Raw genomic sequence first — 15,334 nt, forward strand, 5'->3', positions numbered from 1 at the left:
TTAGCCGGGTTTTCTCATTCAAGAACTCCTTCATCTGGTTGGCCTTTTTTTATGACAATTTTAGGGCTGCTACCCGTTCGAACTAAGCATAGAATAATGGTTTACAATTTATCCCTATTGCTGTAGTATCTAATTTAATAAATATCTAATTTAAATGTTGTTAAATTTGTGGTTTGAAGGGGGCGTATGAATTTGCAATTGGATAAGGTGGTCAACTATCATAAGGCACTTGCAGACCCTACGAGAATCAAGATGTTAATACTGCTTGCTGACGGAGAGCTGAATGGTCAAGTATTGGCAGAAAAGCTGTATGTAACACCTGCAACGATAACTCACCATGCTACAAAACTGCGCGAAGCTAGTCTAATCAATGAGCGAAGAGATAAGAATACGATTTATTTTTCATTAAATGACTACTTTATCAAAAATAATGCCAACGCTACAGCAAATCTAATCTACAGATCGGCCGATGCAGGAATGAGTGACTTAGGTGATAACCATAAGCGATTGAAGGAGTCCGTCCTCAAAAATTTCTTTACAGCCGAAGGGAGATTGAGAAGTATCCCTGTTCAGCTGAAGAAGAAGCTCATTGTATTCGAACAATTGATCTCGAAGTTAGATAAGGGACGGAAGTATAGCGAGAAGGAAATCAATGAATTTATAAAAAGTTATCACGATGATTTCGCAACGATCCGTAGGGAATTCATTATGCACCAATACATGTTCAGGGAGAATGAAATCTACGAATTAAACCCGCCGGAAATGTGGGCAAGTTGGGAGGCTCTTGCATGACTACGGTCGGAATCCTTGGCGTGACGCATGATCCTGAACTCCGGGAGAAATACCATTTACCCTTGGAGCTAATAAAGGAGTTAATTGTAGAATTCAATCCAGATGTGGTTTGTGGCGAGGTGCTGCCTCATAGTTGGGAACAATATAGGAAGGACAGCGCTCATCGAGGTTATTGGGGAGAGCCTGCGAGTGAATATTGGGAGTTGATCTTTCCGCTATATGAAGAAAAGAAATTTGAATTTGTACCCATTGATTGGGTTGAACTGGATGTATGGACGGATTTCGACCCCTTTCATGGATATGACGAGCATCAGAAGCAAGCGCTGAATGTCGAGTTGGAACGATGGACTCAGAGACAGTTCTCAACATGCGATTCTAGCGTTATCCCGTTTAATTCATTAGCATACGATACGGTTACGAAACAGAAGTACGAATGGCTAGAGCAAGTTAACCCGGAAGCCCATGTCTTTAGATGGATATGCAGACACCTGATCATGATTCAGCGGATCAAAAATGCCATGAAAAAGCATGCAGGTAAACGAATTTTGTGCATTGTTGGCGCAGACCATAATCATGTGTTGTACGAAGGACTTATGACAGACAAGAATATCGAACTAGTATATCCTCTGAGACAATAGATAGAGCTAACAACTGCATCGAAGTTCATGACCATGCATCATAATTCTCAATTAGGACTAACGTAGGGCACCCGAGAAGGTGTCCTTTTTGATATGCCAAATCTCCGCATCATGTTACAAGGTTCGACGGCAAAAATATTCATCGCAGCTTGTCTGAGCTGGGTCCATGAGCCGATGTGAGGATACCGCCTTGTGTGGCAAAGTAATACCAAGCCACATTCATGTAAACGGATTCATGAATGTCGTATTTCATCCAAATCGGGAGGGAAATGAATGAAGCGAAACAGGAGACAAGGGGTTGCCGCAGCAGTTGCACTATTGATGGTGCTGTTATGGTTACCGACAGCCGAAGCGGCCAAGGAAACGCCTGAATTGCGTAATCTTGCAGCAGGAATCAGTTACACCTGGTCAGAGCAGCCGGAGCCAAGCTATAGCGATGTCGGCAATAAACTAACGGACGGGAAGTACGGAACGACGGTCTTCTCGGATCCGGCCTGGGTAGGGCATTTGCGTAAGTCAACGCGCAGCGTCGTATTCGATCTAGGGGAGAAGAAATCGATCGCGCGCATTGGGGCGCATTTTCTCCAAGATTCATCCGTCGGCATCGCCTACCCGAATACGGTGTCCATGTACGCGTCGAATGATGGCTTACAGTGGGGCAACCTCGCGCATATCCCAAGCCGTGAAGTGAGATGGGCAGATGTTCCGGCGAGCACCCAAGATTATATCTGGGATGGCAGCAAGGATGGATTAGGTCAGCATCATCCGAATGCGACGATGGCCTATGCCCAATATGTCAAAGTAACGTTCACCACCGACGTGTTTGTTTTTGTGGATGAGATCGAAATATGGGGAACCGACGGCAAAATGAACAAAGCCAAGCAGGTTTCTGCGGATCGGCTTGAATTTCAAGAACCAGGAAAAGCAACAGGCGGCATGCGTAATCTCGTGCTGCTGAACAACGGGAATGGTCCGGGTAGCCCCGCCAGCTGGACGAAAGATAACCTGATGCCGTATATCAGCTACGTGAATGAACAAGGAGAACCGCAGGATTGGTTGTTCGACGGGGTTCTGTTCCACGGCGTGCAGTCGCCGAGTGGGCAAGATTTCACGAACGGAACCGCTACCCTTAGCGATTGGAAAGGGTATCTAGACAAGATATTCGCGGATCAAGGCGATCTGCTGCAGCTGAACGAAGCCGTCGTGGAAGCGGGCAGAAGGCTGGGTGATAAAGGCCATAAGGTGAATGTTGTGCTGATGATTCCGAATCCGGGCAATACCGTGACGGATTTCGGCGATGTAGACGGCGATGGCGTAACGGAAAACTTCAACTCCGCAGTGGTCGGCGCGGAGGCGGCTTATGCCAACAAGCAAAAAGCAGTCACATGGTGGATCCAGCAGATCAAGCAAAGATGGAAAGAGGAGAAGTATTCGAAATTAAAGCTGAACGGCATCTATTGGACCGGCAAAAGCATTAGCATGACCGACCCGCTCGAACCGAATCTGATCCAAGCGACGAGTAAGCAAGCGCATAAGAAGGATATGAACTTCTACTGGATTCCGGACTTCCAAGGCAATCGGAATTACGATTGGGAGGCGCTTGGCTTCGATGCTGCGCTGCTAGAGCCGAGTGCTTACAACGCTTCATCGGTTACACAACGTATAGAGGATGCCACCGGTCTAGCGAAGCAGTATCAGATGGGGATTGAGCTGGCGTTCGATGAGCAGATCAATACGGACACCGATAAACGTGAGCGGTATATCAATACACTGAATGGCGGTATCGACTACGGCTATATGCGTAACGCTTTTAAGGCCTATGATCAAGGCAAGACGACATTACTTAGCAGTGCCAAGAGCTCGGACCCGATGGCACGGCAGAATTATGACCTCATGTATCAGTTCTTGGCGGGGACTTATGCGAAGCCAAAACCTTGCACGAAGCAGCCGGAAGGTCCCGTGGCTCCTGATGCGGCGCAGTACGTCGTGAAATGCGGCACCGAAATTACGATTGCTCACAAATACAATGATCAAAGTGATATGTGGATCGTATTCGATCGTTTTGGCGCGAATAAGCTGGAGGGCCTCAAGGAATGGCGCCTGGCCGAGAACACGGGAACGACTGTGAATCCGGATATGTCTCGACCATCGACGCTTCTCCAGGCGGATGTATCGGACTGGATCGGGCCTTACGTGGTGAGAGCGAATGCGAACGGCAACGGCAATCCGTGGGATTTCACGGGGGGCAACCACAACTACGATGGCGGCAGCACCAGCTCGCATACGGGAACAACGGAATCGTTCCGCGTGTGGGCGGACGGCGTGGAAGTAGCTGATGGCAGTGTGACGGCGAGCGTCTACACGAAGATGGAAGTGGTCAATCTGATCCAAGCTTATAACACGAAGGTAGCGGATGGCTCGGGCAGACCTGTACTGAAAGAAACGGTCACGTATGAGATCTCAGGCGGTCATGTCCAGGTCCATAATGAAATCGAGGCGCTGGAAGACATCACGTTCGATACGTATTACGGACTTCAGTCGGTGAATGGCGCATGGAACGATACGGTTCGCTACTTCGCAGGCGATCAGGAAGTCGCTTCAAGCCCAGCGAATACGTACAGCGATTCAGGGACGAAATCCGTGAACCCGAATGTCGACAGCTATGTGCTCAGCTCCGGTGATCAGGGCGGGTTTCAGCATATGCTGCGCGTACAGCTGGATCGGCAATACGGTCTAGGGCAACTATCGAACCTCGCCGATAATTTGCCTGTCATCTTTACCCAGGAATACGGCAAAACCTATTTCTTACAGATCAAAGGAACGACGCCGGAACTGAAGCAAGGAGAGAAGTTCGCATGGCAGGGAAGCTATGATTTCTACGCTGAAAATCGTTGAATGTTAAAATGATTTAAAACGTACGTTAGCCAAAAACCTCTGAGGCTCAAGTCGAGCATAAAGAGGTTTTTGGTGTGGATTTGATGTTAATCCATGAGGGTCTTGTTGCTTCTTCAGGCTGTTTTTGTCGCACTGTCTATGAGAAACATCTTTGTGAAATCTACCAATCTTTGCTACAATGGCCATTAGCCTATGAAAATTAAATAGAAACAACTTATATGGTGCCGATGCATAAAGTATGCGGCTTAATAGGGAAGGTCGATGAGAGTTCGACGCGGTCCCGCCACTGTAACGCAGAGCTGACAATCAAAGTAGTAGTCCACTGTTAACGATTTTTAGCAGGAAGGACGATTGTCAAGCGATGAAGCGAAGCCAGGAGACCTGCCATGCAAGTGCTCTATATTTCTCACGAGGATGGGAGGGAGATGTTTGTTTGTGCAGCTTGCTTATTGCTGCGCTCTTGCTTGGTTATGCAAAAGTGGCCACAGAACATCTTTCCATTTCGGAAAGATGTTTTTTTATGCCCATTTTGACAATAAGGAGATTGTGAGTTGACACCTATGAACAGATTGTTGAAGAAGAGTATATCTGCACTATTAAGTATTGTATTATTGCTTTCACTACTGAGCCCACAAGTTATGAATGCGGCGAATGGTCCAAGTAATACACAATTAGACAGCATGATTGAAAGTACAGTTAATTACTATAAAGAGTACTATGAGCAAGATCCTACATCCACCATTGATTCCTGGTGGAAGCTGGTTGCCCTATGGGGGGCAGGTCAGAATTTACAAGATGGAACGTGGAATCTGCCGTCTTGGGAAACGAAAGAGCCAAGGCTTAAACCGGATGCCGTAAGTCAAACTGATCATATTCGGTATATTTTCTCACTGCTCGCCATGGGGAAAGACCCAGCTCACGCTTGGGAGACCGATCGAAACCTGTGGGCGGAACTTGCTACCCATCAAAATCAGGAGACGGGTGGCATTGGCAGTGTAAATAAGCATATTTGGGCAATGCTTGCTATGGATGCCGGGGAGAAGCTCGGACAGGATGTAGGCACGTGGAATGCAGCGTCTAAGCAAAAAGCGTTGCAATTCCTGCTCAAAGCTCAGTATGTAGACGGCGGTTTTGGCCTGTCTGCTTCAGGAGGAACAAACAGCGATACAGACATGACAGGCATGGCACTGCTTGCGTTGGGTCAATACAAGGGGCAGAGTGAGGTTGATGCTGCCATTGAACGGGCTAAGAAAGTCTTAAAGGATCGCCAGTTGGATAATGGCGGTTTTAATGGAAGTTATGGCGCCGGCGACAATTCAAACAGCTTATCTACATCGGTATCCGGTCTGGTTGCCGTAGGCGAAGACATGATGTCGCCCGCTTGGCAGATGAACGGGAATACCGTCGTTGATGCGTATGCGGGATTCCAATTGGATAATGGCTCGTTTAAATGGAAAGTAACGGATATTTATGAAAACGGGATGTCCACCGAACAGGCGCTTCTCGGATTAGTTGATATTCAGCACGGAGAGTCGGTGTGGCATCGAATCGCCGAGGCGAATCAAAACTCGAAGGTGAATGTGCAGGTTAGTGTACAAGGTATAGACAATCCCATTTATAATTCGAGTCTAATCACGCTGGCTGCGAATGGCCAACCTTGGATGGCGCTGGATGCGTTGAAACAAGCGCTGGATCAAGCTAATCCACCGATTGACTATAACATTACAGGTGATGGTAGCCAGGCGCGTGTTACTTCCATTGCGGGACAAGATGAAGGAACGCTGGGTGGCAGCGACGGTTGGGCTTATAAAGTGAATGACAGCGCTCCTCCTGTAAGTGTAGGAGCCTATGAGATCAAGAACGGTGATGATCTATATTTCTATTATGATCGTCAGCCTGTGATATCGTCCGCATCTTCCATTGAGCAAGGCACGGTAGATCCTTCGATTAAAGTGCAGCTTGTAGGTGATACATTCTCAGCCGAGGCAGAACAGGTTGACAGTTGGTCTGTAACGTCAGAAACTGCAGGGTTGAAATTAAAGTCGGTCTCGCTGCTTACGAATCAACAAGTTGAGCTTGTATTCGATGGTCAAGCGGCTCCAGGGCTTATTTCCGTTCAAGCGCTGGCAGCAGCGACAGCAGGGAAAGAAGTAAGTAATGAAGTTATAGTAAGCGTAAATGAAGTTCCGGATCCAAATGATGACCAGACGATCGTCATTGACGAGAATGAAACCCATGTGAGTATCGGGTCGGATCAGGATCCGCTGTCCTCAAGAAAAGTTACGCTTGTATTTCCAAAGATCGAACTGCCGCATGTAACATCGGCAACAGACAGTACATATTTAGAAATTGAGCCGAACACGAATGTCATTTCAGCATGGGATAACAAGCTTGAATTACCGTATCGCTTAAATACCAATGATGATCTTTTGCTTAACAAGATAAATGAAGCATTATCCTCTGCAAACAAAGAGGTCGAGGGAATAGATCAGCGCGTCAAAGTGGGCGGTGATCAGGATATCCGCTTTAACCAGCATGTGACATTAACCTTGAAGGGTCAAGGACATGCAGAAGCTGGATTTATCGATGCAAGCGGAGCATTTACACAGATTCCGAAATATGAGGATTCGTCGGCACGTAGTGACGAGGTTTACGCTTATGTTCATGACGGAGATCTAATCATTAAGACTAAGCACTTTACGGAGTTTGTTGCCTATACTGTACAAGATAAGGGAACGAGCGGGGGAGATAACGGTTCTGGCAATGGCAATGGTGGCGGAACCGGATCTGGAGGAGACAATGGATCGGGCAACGGAGGCGGTGTAGTTCCTCCGATTACGAAAACCATTACACTGTCCGTTGATAAACGCTCCATAGGTGAAGGAGATATTATCGCACCGGTTAGCGTTACAATTCAGGATGGAGATACTGCTTTTACAGCACTGAAAAGAGCAGTTGATCAACGAGGGATCTCGATCGACTACATTGGTTCCGGAGCTTCGCTTTATGTCCAAGCTATTGACGGCCTGGGAGAGTTCGATAAAGGACCTCAAAGCGGATGGATGTATACCGTCAATGGCACATTCCCGAACTATAGTGCAGGTCTATATACATTGAATAATGGTGATACGCTCCGCTGGAAGTATACGACGAACCTGGGTGAAGATATTAACGGCGGGTTTAATGGCGGTACAGGACAACCGGGTATTCCAGGTCAGCCGGGGCAACCGGGTGCTCCGGGAACAACGGGCGGGAACCAGATCGAAGAGTCAGCCAAGCTTCAGGGCCTTATTAACGGCTCCGCTGCATGGATCTTAAACAACCGTAAGTTCTCTGTTCAAGATAACTTTAACGATTGGGATGTTATGGCATTAGCACGTTCCGGCAAACAAGTGCCATCTGCGTACTACACGGTACTGGAAAGCTACGTGAAAGAGAAGAAGGGCGAATTCCGCTTGGTTACAGATTATGAACGCATGGCATTGGCGGTCATGGCCATAGGCAAGGACCCAAGCAACATCGCGGGCTATAATTTCCTAGAGAAAATTTATAATCACGAGCGTATGAAAAATCAAGGGACAAATGGGCTTGTATTTGCCATGTTAGCTTTGGATGCGAGTAAGGCCACGATCCCAAGCGATGCGCTCTGGACAAGAGATAAGCTCGTTCAACAGATCCTAGACCAGCAAAATTCGGACGGTGGATTCCCAATCAGCAAAGAGTCAAACGCTGTAAGTGATATCGATATGACTGCCATGGCGCTGCAAGCCTTGGCGAAATATCAAGACCGAAAAGAGGTCAAGGCAGCAACGGATAAGGCATTGACATGGCTGTCGGCTCAGCAGCTTCCTAACGGTGGATTCAAGGTTTCGGGTGTCGAAACGAGTGAGAGTATTTCACAAGTTATCATCGCCCTGTCCAGTCTTGGAAACAGCCTGAGGGATAAGAGATTTGTGAAGCAAGACGGCGATTTGTTGAAAGCATTGCACACGTATCTCAATAAAGACGGAGGCTTCGCTCATGGACGCGGAGAAGCCAGCAATTATATGGCGACACAGCAAGCGACGCTAGCGCTCGCAGCCTATGATCGCCTGTTGAACAATCACAACAGCCTGTTCGATATGACGGATGTGAAATCAGCCGGTACCTCGAAACCCGAGACGCCTGCTCATCCATTCACAGACGAAGCTTCCATAGCTGCCTGGGCGAAGGAAGCGGTCAACAAGGCAGCTGAACTTGGATTGATGCAAGGAACGGGTGGGGAAACAGCCCGATTCGAGCCGAAGCGTGAGCTGACTCGTGCCGAATTCGCTGCTTTAGTCGTCAGAAATGCCGGCTTGGAGCCGAAAGGTACGAACACAGGGTTCAAAGACGTTGACGCCAAGTCCTGGTATGCAGGTTATGTTGCCATTGCAAAGGAAAAAGGATTGATTTCAGGTGTCACTGCCGATACGTTTGCACCCAATCAAGCCATTACGAGACAAGAGATGGCGACAGTTCTGGTACGACTGAACGGTTTGCCTAACAACACCGATACCTCTGCAGATCTGAAAGATCAACAGCAAGTGTCTGCATGGGCATTGCCTTACGTCAATTATGCTTATCAAACAGGACTTATGTCCGGTGATGACGGATATTTTAGACCACAGCAACAGGTAACAAGAGAAATGGCCGCGGTAGTCATCGTCAAACTGCACGACATTCAATAATAGGATGGGTGAAAGAAGGAGAGCAATCTCCTTCTTTCCCTTTCACAAGCAGTTCAAAAAAACATAGTATCATAGACGATTATGTAAGGCTTTGAGGTGAGGACATGTCCGATTGGTTAGCATTATTATGGCGTAAAAAAAACTACTTGCTTGGCGTATTCGCCGTATTGGCAATTGTGCTTGTCACAGTATGGATTTATGGTGGGAACAGTGAACAATCAAAGGATGCAATACATACAGCCTCGTCGGCTGTTGTGGGACAGGAGACTACAGACAAGGACACATCCAAGGAAAACTTCATGGATACTTCCGAGGATTCGATTGATTCCTCAACCGGTACGACGACGAAGCCGAATGGGGCAACGCCTGGATCGCAGTCGGAGAAGCAATCTGCTGCCCAATCCAAACAGAATGAAGCTGGGAACGAGAAGGCTTCGAGCGCGACTGGTAGCGAGATTTCCAAGGCTGAGAAACCAATAGACCAGGATACGAAAGAGGCTCCTTCCGATAAAGGAGTCAAGCCTTCCTCCTCCCCAGCGAAGAACAAGGACACTTCGGCTATGAAAGGGAAGCAGGAAAGCGAGAAGCAGGGAGAGAAATCTTCGACCGGTAACACGCCCACGCCTCAACCGGGAGCTGCACTACCTTCATCCGATACCGTGCAAATTACGATTGTGGGTTCTTCAGATGTCGGCACGATTTTAAGCACGGAGGAGATTGACATCGGTGATTCGGAGACAGTGCTGGATATATTGAAGAAAGCAACACGCGCCTCGAAGATTCAAATGGAATACAGCGGCTCTGGTGCCACCGCATATATCAAAGGCATTGATAATTTATATGAGTTCGATAATGGTTCAGGAAGCGGGTGGATGTACAGCGTTAATAATAAATTTCCGAATCGCAGTGCAGGCGTATGGTCGATCAAACCTGGCGATTATATTCAGTGGCTGTACACGGAAGACTTAGGCAAAGACGTGGGAGCCGGCGCTGAGGACGGATTATGGGATGGGAAGAGCTAATATGATACATGGTTTCTCTACTTTACATCCACGATTATGTTTTGCTTATTTTGCCGTCCTATTGTTGGCATGCATGATGTATACCCACCCGGTATATTCGGTTCTCACTTTGATCGGGATCGTTGTGCTGAATCTATCCTTGGATGGAGGACGAGCGCTCAAAAAGGGGATCAAGGGTTACTTGATTATCGCCATTATTATTTTCGTGTCGAATCCCTTATTCTCCAGCCGTGGAGCCACCATCTTAGGATATGTGTTCGATCGGCCGATTACATTGGAATCGATCGCCTATGGAGCATTGTTCGCGCTGTCGCTGCTCAATATATTGCTGGCGTTTGTTGCTTATAATCTCGTAATAACGCCTGAAAAATTATTATATCTCTTGACGCCAATTGCGCCGAGAACCGCTTTTATCATTACAGTAACCCTCCGGTTTGTACCGCTGCTTACCAGACGATTGAAGCAAATTATGACAGTCCAGCGCGTACTTGGTTACTTGCATCCTAGAGCAAATAAGAGACATCTCATGCGTGAGGGGATGGAGACACTGCATACGTTAATCAGCTGGTCATTGGAAGAGGCACTGCAGACAGCCAGTTCCATGCGGGCACGGGGATATGGGATCGGGAAGAGAACGAGCAGCGTATCGTACCCAATGGATCGAAGAGATATCCTTGTATTCTGGATCATGGTTGTGACGGGCGCCAATATCGTTATTGGAGGATTGTTCGGCGTCAATCGGTTCCAGGTGTATCCTCGACTGCAGTCGCTGGAATGGTCCCCACAGCTCTGGCTGCATCTGATATGTTACTTGATATTTGTCTTCATCCCGATCGTGATGAACGGAAAGGAGGAGCTGTTATGGCGCACTATCAAATCGAAAATGTAAGCTTTCAATACCCTAGCTGTTCAGATAAGACACTACAGCATATATCTGCCACGATTGAAGAGGGAGAGTTCGTGCTGCTGTGCGGTTCTTCGGGATCAGGCAAGACGACCTTGCTTCGGCAATTGAAGCGGGAAATTCGGCCGGAGGGCATACGAAACGGCGAAATCTATTATCGCGGATTGCCCTTGGACCAGGTGGATGAGCGAAGCTCGATCGAAGAGATTGGCATGGTGTTCCAGGATCCGGATAATCAGATCGTTATGAACACCGTCTGGCAAGAGCTGACCTTCGCGATGGAGAATCTCGGTTATTCTACGTCACACATGCAGCGAAGGGTAGGGGAGCTTGTTCAATTTTTCGGTATGGAAGACTGGCTCTACCTTCCGATTCATGAACTATCCGGCGGGCAGAAACAGCTTGTCAATCTTGCATCGGTTATGGCGCTGCGACCTAAGGTGCTGCTGCTTGACGAGCCTACGGCACAGTTGGATCCGATTGCGGCTAAAGAGTTCATTCAGTTGCTGTCCCGTATTAACGAGGAGTTCTCCATCACGATTGTTATCAGTGAGCATCGGATTGAAGAGATTGTACCGCTTTCGTCGAAGCTTGTGATGCTCAGGCATGGACAGGTGGTATATTGCGGGTCTCCAAATTCGGTCATGAAGCAGATATGGAGTGCGCGTGATTCGTCATTCATACCGTATCTTCCGTCCATCAGTCAGCTCTACCTGGAAGTAGACCATTCCGAGGAGAACAGGGACATTCCCGTAAGTGTGAAAGAGGGCAGGAAATGGATACAAGCTCACAGGGATCGTTTGAATACCCATGAGGAAGCTGTGTCTGCGCCGCCAGCGAATGAGGGACAACAACTCGAATCGCTGCTTACATGCAAGGAGCTCTATTTCACCTACGATAAGAAGGCTCCTCTTGTTTTGAAGCGTCTATCATTATCGATTCACAAAGGCGAGTTCTTTGCTCTATTTGGCGGCAATGGATCAGGTAAGTCCACGCTTCTTCAGCAAATCGCAGGCGCACTTACACCGCAAAGAGGGGATATCCTGTACGCGGGCAAGTCCTTGCTTCGAGGTTCTGCTCTCGACAGGAGCCTGAAGATCGGGTACGTAGCGCAAAATCCGATGCTCTACTTTACGAGAGATACCGTACGAGAACAATTGACGGATCGTCTCAAACGCTTGGGTGAGCACAGCAGCAGAGCAAGATTGAACGAGCTTGTGGAGAGATTTGAAATTGAAGATATTATGGATAAGCATCCATTTGACATAAGCGGGGGTCAGCAGCAGAAGGTTGCGCTCATTCTGGTGCTGTTGGCTGCGCCGGAATTGCTGCTGCTCGATGAGCCGACGAAGGGGCTGGATCCTATATCCAAGCATACATTGGCGGAATTGCTTGAAATGATCCGTGCAGCGGGAACAACGATATTGATGGTCAGCCACGATATTGAGTTCGCAGCTTCCTATGCGACCCGATGCGGATTGTTGTTCGACGGAGCGATGGTCGCCGTTGAAGACACACGATCATTTTTGCGGAACAATTATTTCTACACGACGACCATTCATCGTACGGTAGGAGACATTTTGCCAGCAGCGATCACGGTAAAGGATGTATGGAAACAATGGGGAAAATGAAACGCATGCTCTATTTCGGCAGTTTAGCAGCCGCCATCGTCGTACTTGCGGTTGTGCTATGGATGGATAAATACTATATGCCTTTGAGCTTTCTGATGATTGGATTGGCAATGCTTCCTTTTTACATTCGCTTTGAGCGGAAGACGATGAAGGCAGAGGAAATCCTTCTCATCGCGATGCTTGGCGCGATCGCTGCAGTGAGCCGTGTCCCGTTCGCGCCGCTGCCGAGTGTGCAGCCAACCTCTTTTGTCATTATGATGTCAGCTCTCGTGTTCGGGCCTGAGGTCGGATTTCTTGTAGGAAGCATTGCGGCAGTCGTGTCCAATATTTTCCTTGGCCAAGGTCCGTGGACGCCATGGCAAATGTTCTGCTGGGGCATGATCGGGTTTACAGCTGGATTGTTGAGAAATACGCGGTTCATGAAAAGTCTGTGGGGCAAAAATATATTCGGCTTTTCGTGGGGCTTTCTGTTCGGCTGGATCATGAATCTATGGTTTTTGATCGGCATGTATGATCATTTAAGCTGGAAAGTATTCGCATCCGCTTATGTGGCGAGTTTCTATTTCGATCTTGCCCATGCCTTGTCGAATGTATTTTTCATTTCAATTTTCTCGGCAATATGGTTAAAAATACTACTGCGGGTCAAATCGAAATACGGTTTGCTCGATTCCGAACTGGCTTAGCGCAAAGTTCACGTCACCGGCAGGTGAGGCTTAAGCGTTACACAAACAGGAAGCTGTTTTCCCAGAACATGTTGTGTGGGAGAGCAGCTTCTTTTGCTGTGCGGAAATTATCTTTGTTTATTGAATCTGAATCGGTCTGAAAACATAAGTGGATTTTTGCCGAGGTGAAGTTTGGTGATTAATTGTAGTGTCAATCGTGACGGGTGTCATTGTCACTGTACCTTATATACGGCATCATATATGAGCATGAAATACCAAGTTCTAGCCGTAAAAAGGATGGGGAAACGTTACATGGCACAAGACGAATCACAACAAGCTTCACAACAATTGCCAACATATAAAATGAAGCAAGCCTCTTTAGAGCCCACTTGTTCAAAAGCATGCTTAGACTCTGATCACGAGACGCAGCATCTGCCCGTAAACCGTGCTCAGCATGCCGTGCAATGGCGCCCTTCTCGCTTCAATGCCCAGACGCAAGTAGATGATGGTGGGCTTGTTCTTTACAACAGTTATTCGGGAGCTATTGCTGCCTTCTCGGCGGAAGAGCGGATGCGTGTGCTGCCTTGGCTTCGCCCGGGACAATCGGATATGGAGCCAGATCATGAGATTTACAAGGAACTGCGGGAACAAGGTTTCCTTGATTCGGCGGATACAGATGAGCTGCGGCGGGCGCAATTCCTTCATCAGTCGATGCACCAGCTCGATGCCATGCATCTCGTGCTGCTGGTTACCGAAGCATGCAACTTCCGCTGCAACTATTGCTATGAATACTTCCCGCGTGGAAACATGCGGAGTGAAGTCATCAAGGGACTGATCGCCTACATGGAGCAGCGGGCGAAGACGCTCAACTTCATTAACATCAGCTGGCATGGCGGGGAGCCGCTGCTTGCTCCACGCGTGATTGAGCAGTTGTCTGCGTCTTTCATTGAAGTCTGCGACAAGTATGATGTCGAGTATCATGCGGAAATATCAACGAACGGTTATTACTTAACACGAGAGCTGTTCGAGCAGCTGCTTGATCTACACGTCGATCGCTACATGATTACGCTGGACGGCCCTGCAGAAGTACATAACGCTCGGCGGGGACTAGTTGGGGGCGGAGATACCTATGAACGCATTGTAGCAAACTTGCTTTCCCTCAAGCAGGTTGATCGCCCGTTCGAGATCAACATTCGAGTGAACTTCGATAATAGCAATCTGGAAGCTGTCCATTCATTCATTCCGGTACTGCGCGATTTGTTCGGAGACGATGAGCGGTTTGCCGTCTATTTTCGGCCTGTCGGCTGCATGGGGGGAGAAAACGATCTTACGCTTCCTGTGTGTGATGCTCGCACGAAGGATAAGGAAATATGGGCGCTTAATGAAGAAGCGATTCAAGCGGGGCTGCCTGTAAGCTCCTTTATTAAAGACATTCTGCTTCCGACAGGGGCGGTCTGTTATGCAGCGAAGCCGAATTCGCTGATTGTCGGGTCGGATGGACGCCTTTACAAATGTTCGGTTACGTTCGAACAAGAGAACAATCAATTAGGACGTATTCATGAGGACGGCACGCTCGACGTCGATATGGACAAGATGGCCTTATGGACGACGTCGGGAGAAGAAACGGATGCGGACTGCCAAGCCTGCTTCTTCCGTCCATCCTGTCAAGGCAATCATTGTCCACTCTATCGGATGCGGACGGGCAACCGTCCATGCTCCTACGAGAAGCGTCAAATTAAGCAGGTGCTGCGCACGATATGGCTTCAATCTGGGGCTTGCGAATCAGCTGTGCAATAGGCTGAATCTAGTCCTAAAGCCAGCCTGATCATGGAATGGAAGAGAGCTATACGAACTTCGTACAGCCAATGCTTATTGTAAGGAGGTGAGTAATGTGAAAGTAATTCGTCCAGCAGCAAAGCCTGCATTAATCAAGACAGGACGCTTGACCAAGTCTGTACCTGGCAATTTGAGCTAACGTTTCCCATCATTCAACCTCTCGCAATCGGTGAAATACGAACCAACAAAGATTTATAGCAACAGCAAAAGCCTGGGATCTGAGATCCCAGGCTTTTTTAAGCAGT

General features: G+C 48.1%; 9 protein-coding genes and 1 riboswitch. All 9 genes read left to right on the forward strand.

Annotation, left to right across the window (positions count from 1 at the left end; all coding sequences use genetic code 11):
- Positions 1–192: 192 nt before the first annotated feature.
- The 9 genes from BVG16_RS24125 (at position 193) to BVG16_RS24165 (ending at position 15,050) form a co-directional block, all read left to right on the forward strand.
- Positions 193–792 carry a DUF2087 domain-containing protein gene (locus BVG16_RS24125; protein ID WP_078501762.1) on the forward strand — a complete coding sequence of 200 codons (600 nt, stop codon included), beginning with the start codon at positions 193–195 and terminating at the stop codon, positions 790–792.
- Entirely contained in the window at positions 789–1,430 is a 642-nt protein-coding gene (locus tag BVG16_RS24130; RefSeq protein WP_078501763.1) for a hypothetical protein, read from the forward strand. The genes BVG16_RS24125 and BVG16_RS24130 overlap by 4 nt, the downstream gene beginning before the upstream one ends.
- Before the next feature lie 273 nt (positions 1,431–1,703).
- Positions 1,704–4,325, forward strand: coding sequence for a DUF4855 domain-containing protein (locus BVG16_RS24135; RefSeq protein WP_078501764.1), 2,622 nt, complete (start codon positions 1,704–1,706; stop codon positions 4,323–4,325).
- Between the two features lie 202 nt (positions 4,326–4,527).
- A riboswitch (cobalamin riboswitch) is annotated at positions 4,528–4,728 on the forward strand.
- A 157-nt stretch (positions 4,729–4,885) separates the two neighbouring features.
- Positions 4,886–9,034 carry an S-layer homology domain-containing protein gene (locus BVG16_RS24140; protein WP_233147163.1) on the forward strand — a complete coding sequence of 1,383 codons (4,149 nt, stop codon included), beginning with the start codon at positions 4,886–4,888 and terminating at the stop codon, positions 9,032–9,034.
- 104 nt (positions 9,035–9,138) lie between these two features.
- Entirely contained in the window at positions 9,139–10,056 is a 918-nt protein-coding gene (locus BVG16_RS24145) for a DUF4430 domain-containing protein (RefSeq protein ID WP_078501766.1), read from the forward strand.
- Positions 10,043–10,945, forward strand: coding sequence for an energy-coupling factor transporter transmembrane component T (locus tag BVG16_RS24150; RefSeq protein ID WP_078501767.1), 903 nt, complete (start codon positions 10,043–10,045; stop codon positions 10,943–10,945). Before BVG16_RS24145 ends, BVG16_RS24150 begins: the two co-directional genes overlap by 14 nt.
- The gene (locus tag BVG16_RS24155) at positions 10,918–12,591 is read left to right on the forward strand and encodes an ABC transporter ATP-binding protein (RefSeq protein WP_078501768.1); all 1,674 of its coding nucleotides are present in this window, start codon (positions 10,918–10,920) and stop codon (positions 12,589–12,591) included. The genes BVG16_RS24150 and BVG16_RS24155 overlap by 28 nt, the downstream gene beginning before the upstream one ends.
- A complete protein-coding gene (locus tag BVG16_RS24160; RefSeq protein ID WP_078501909.1) occupies positions 12,588–13,274 on the forward strand; it encodes an ECF transporter S component in 687 nt (228 codons plus the stop codon). The genes BVG16_RS24155 and BVG16_RS24160 overlap by 4 nt, the downstream gene beginning before the upstream one ends.
- A gap of 291 nt (positions 13,275–13,565) precedes the next feature.
- Positions 13,566–15,050 carry a radical SAM/SPASM domain-containing protein gene (locus BVG16_RS24165; protein WP_233147160.1) on the forward strand — a complete coding sequence of 495 codons (1,485 nt, stop codon included), beginning with the start codon at positions 13,566–13,568 and terminating at the stop codon, positions 15,048–15,050.
- The last annotated feature ends 284 nt before the right edge of the window (positions 15,051–15,334 follow it).

The sequence above is a fragment of the Paenibacillus selenitireducens genome (assembly GCF_002021565.1).
Lineage (GTDB): Bacteria > Bacillota > Bacilli > Paenibacillales > Paenibacillaceae > Paenibacillus_K > Paenibacillus_K selenitireducens.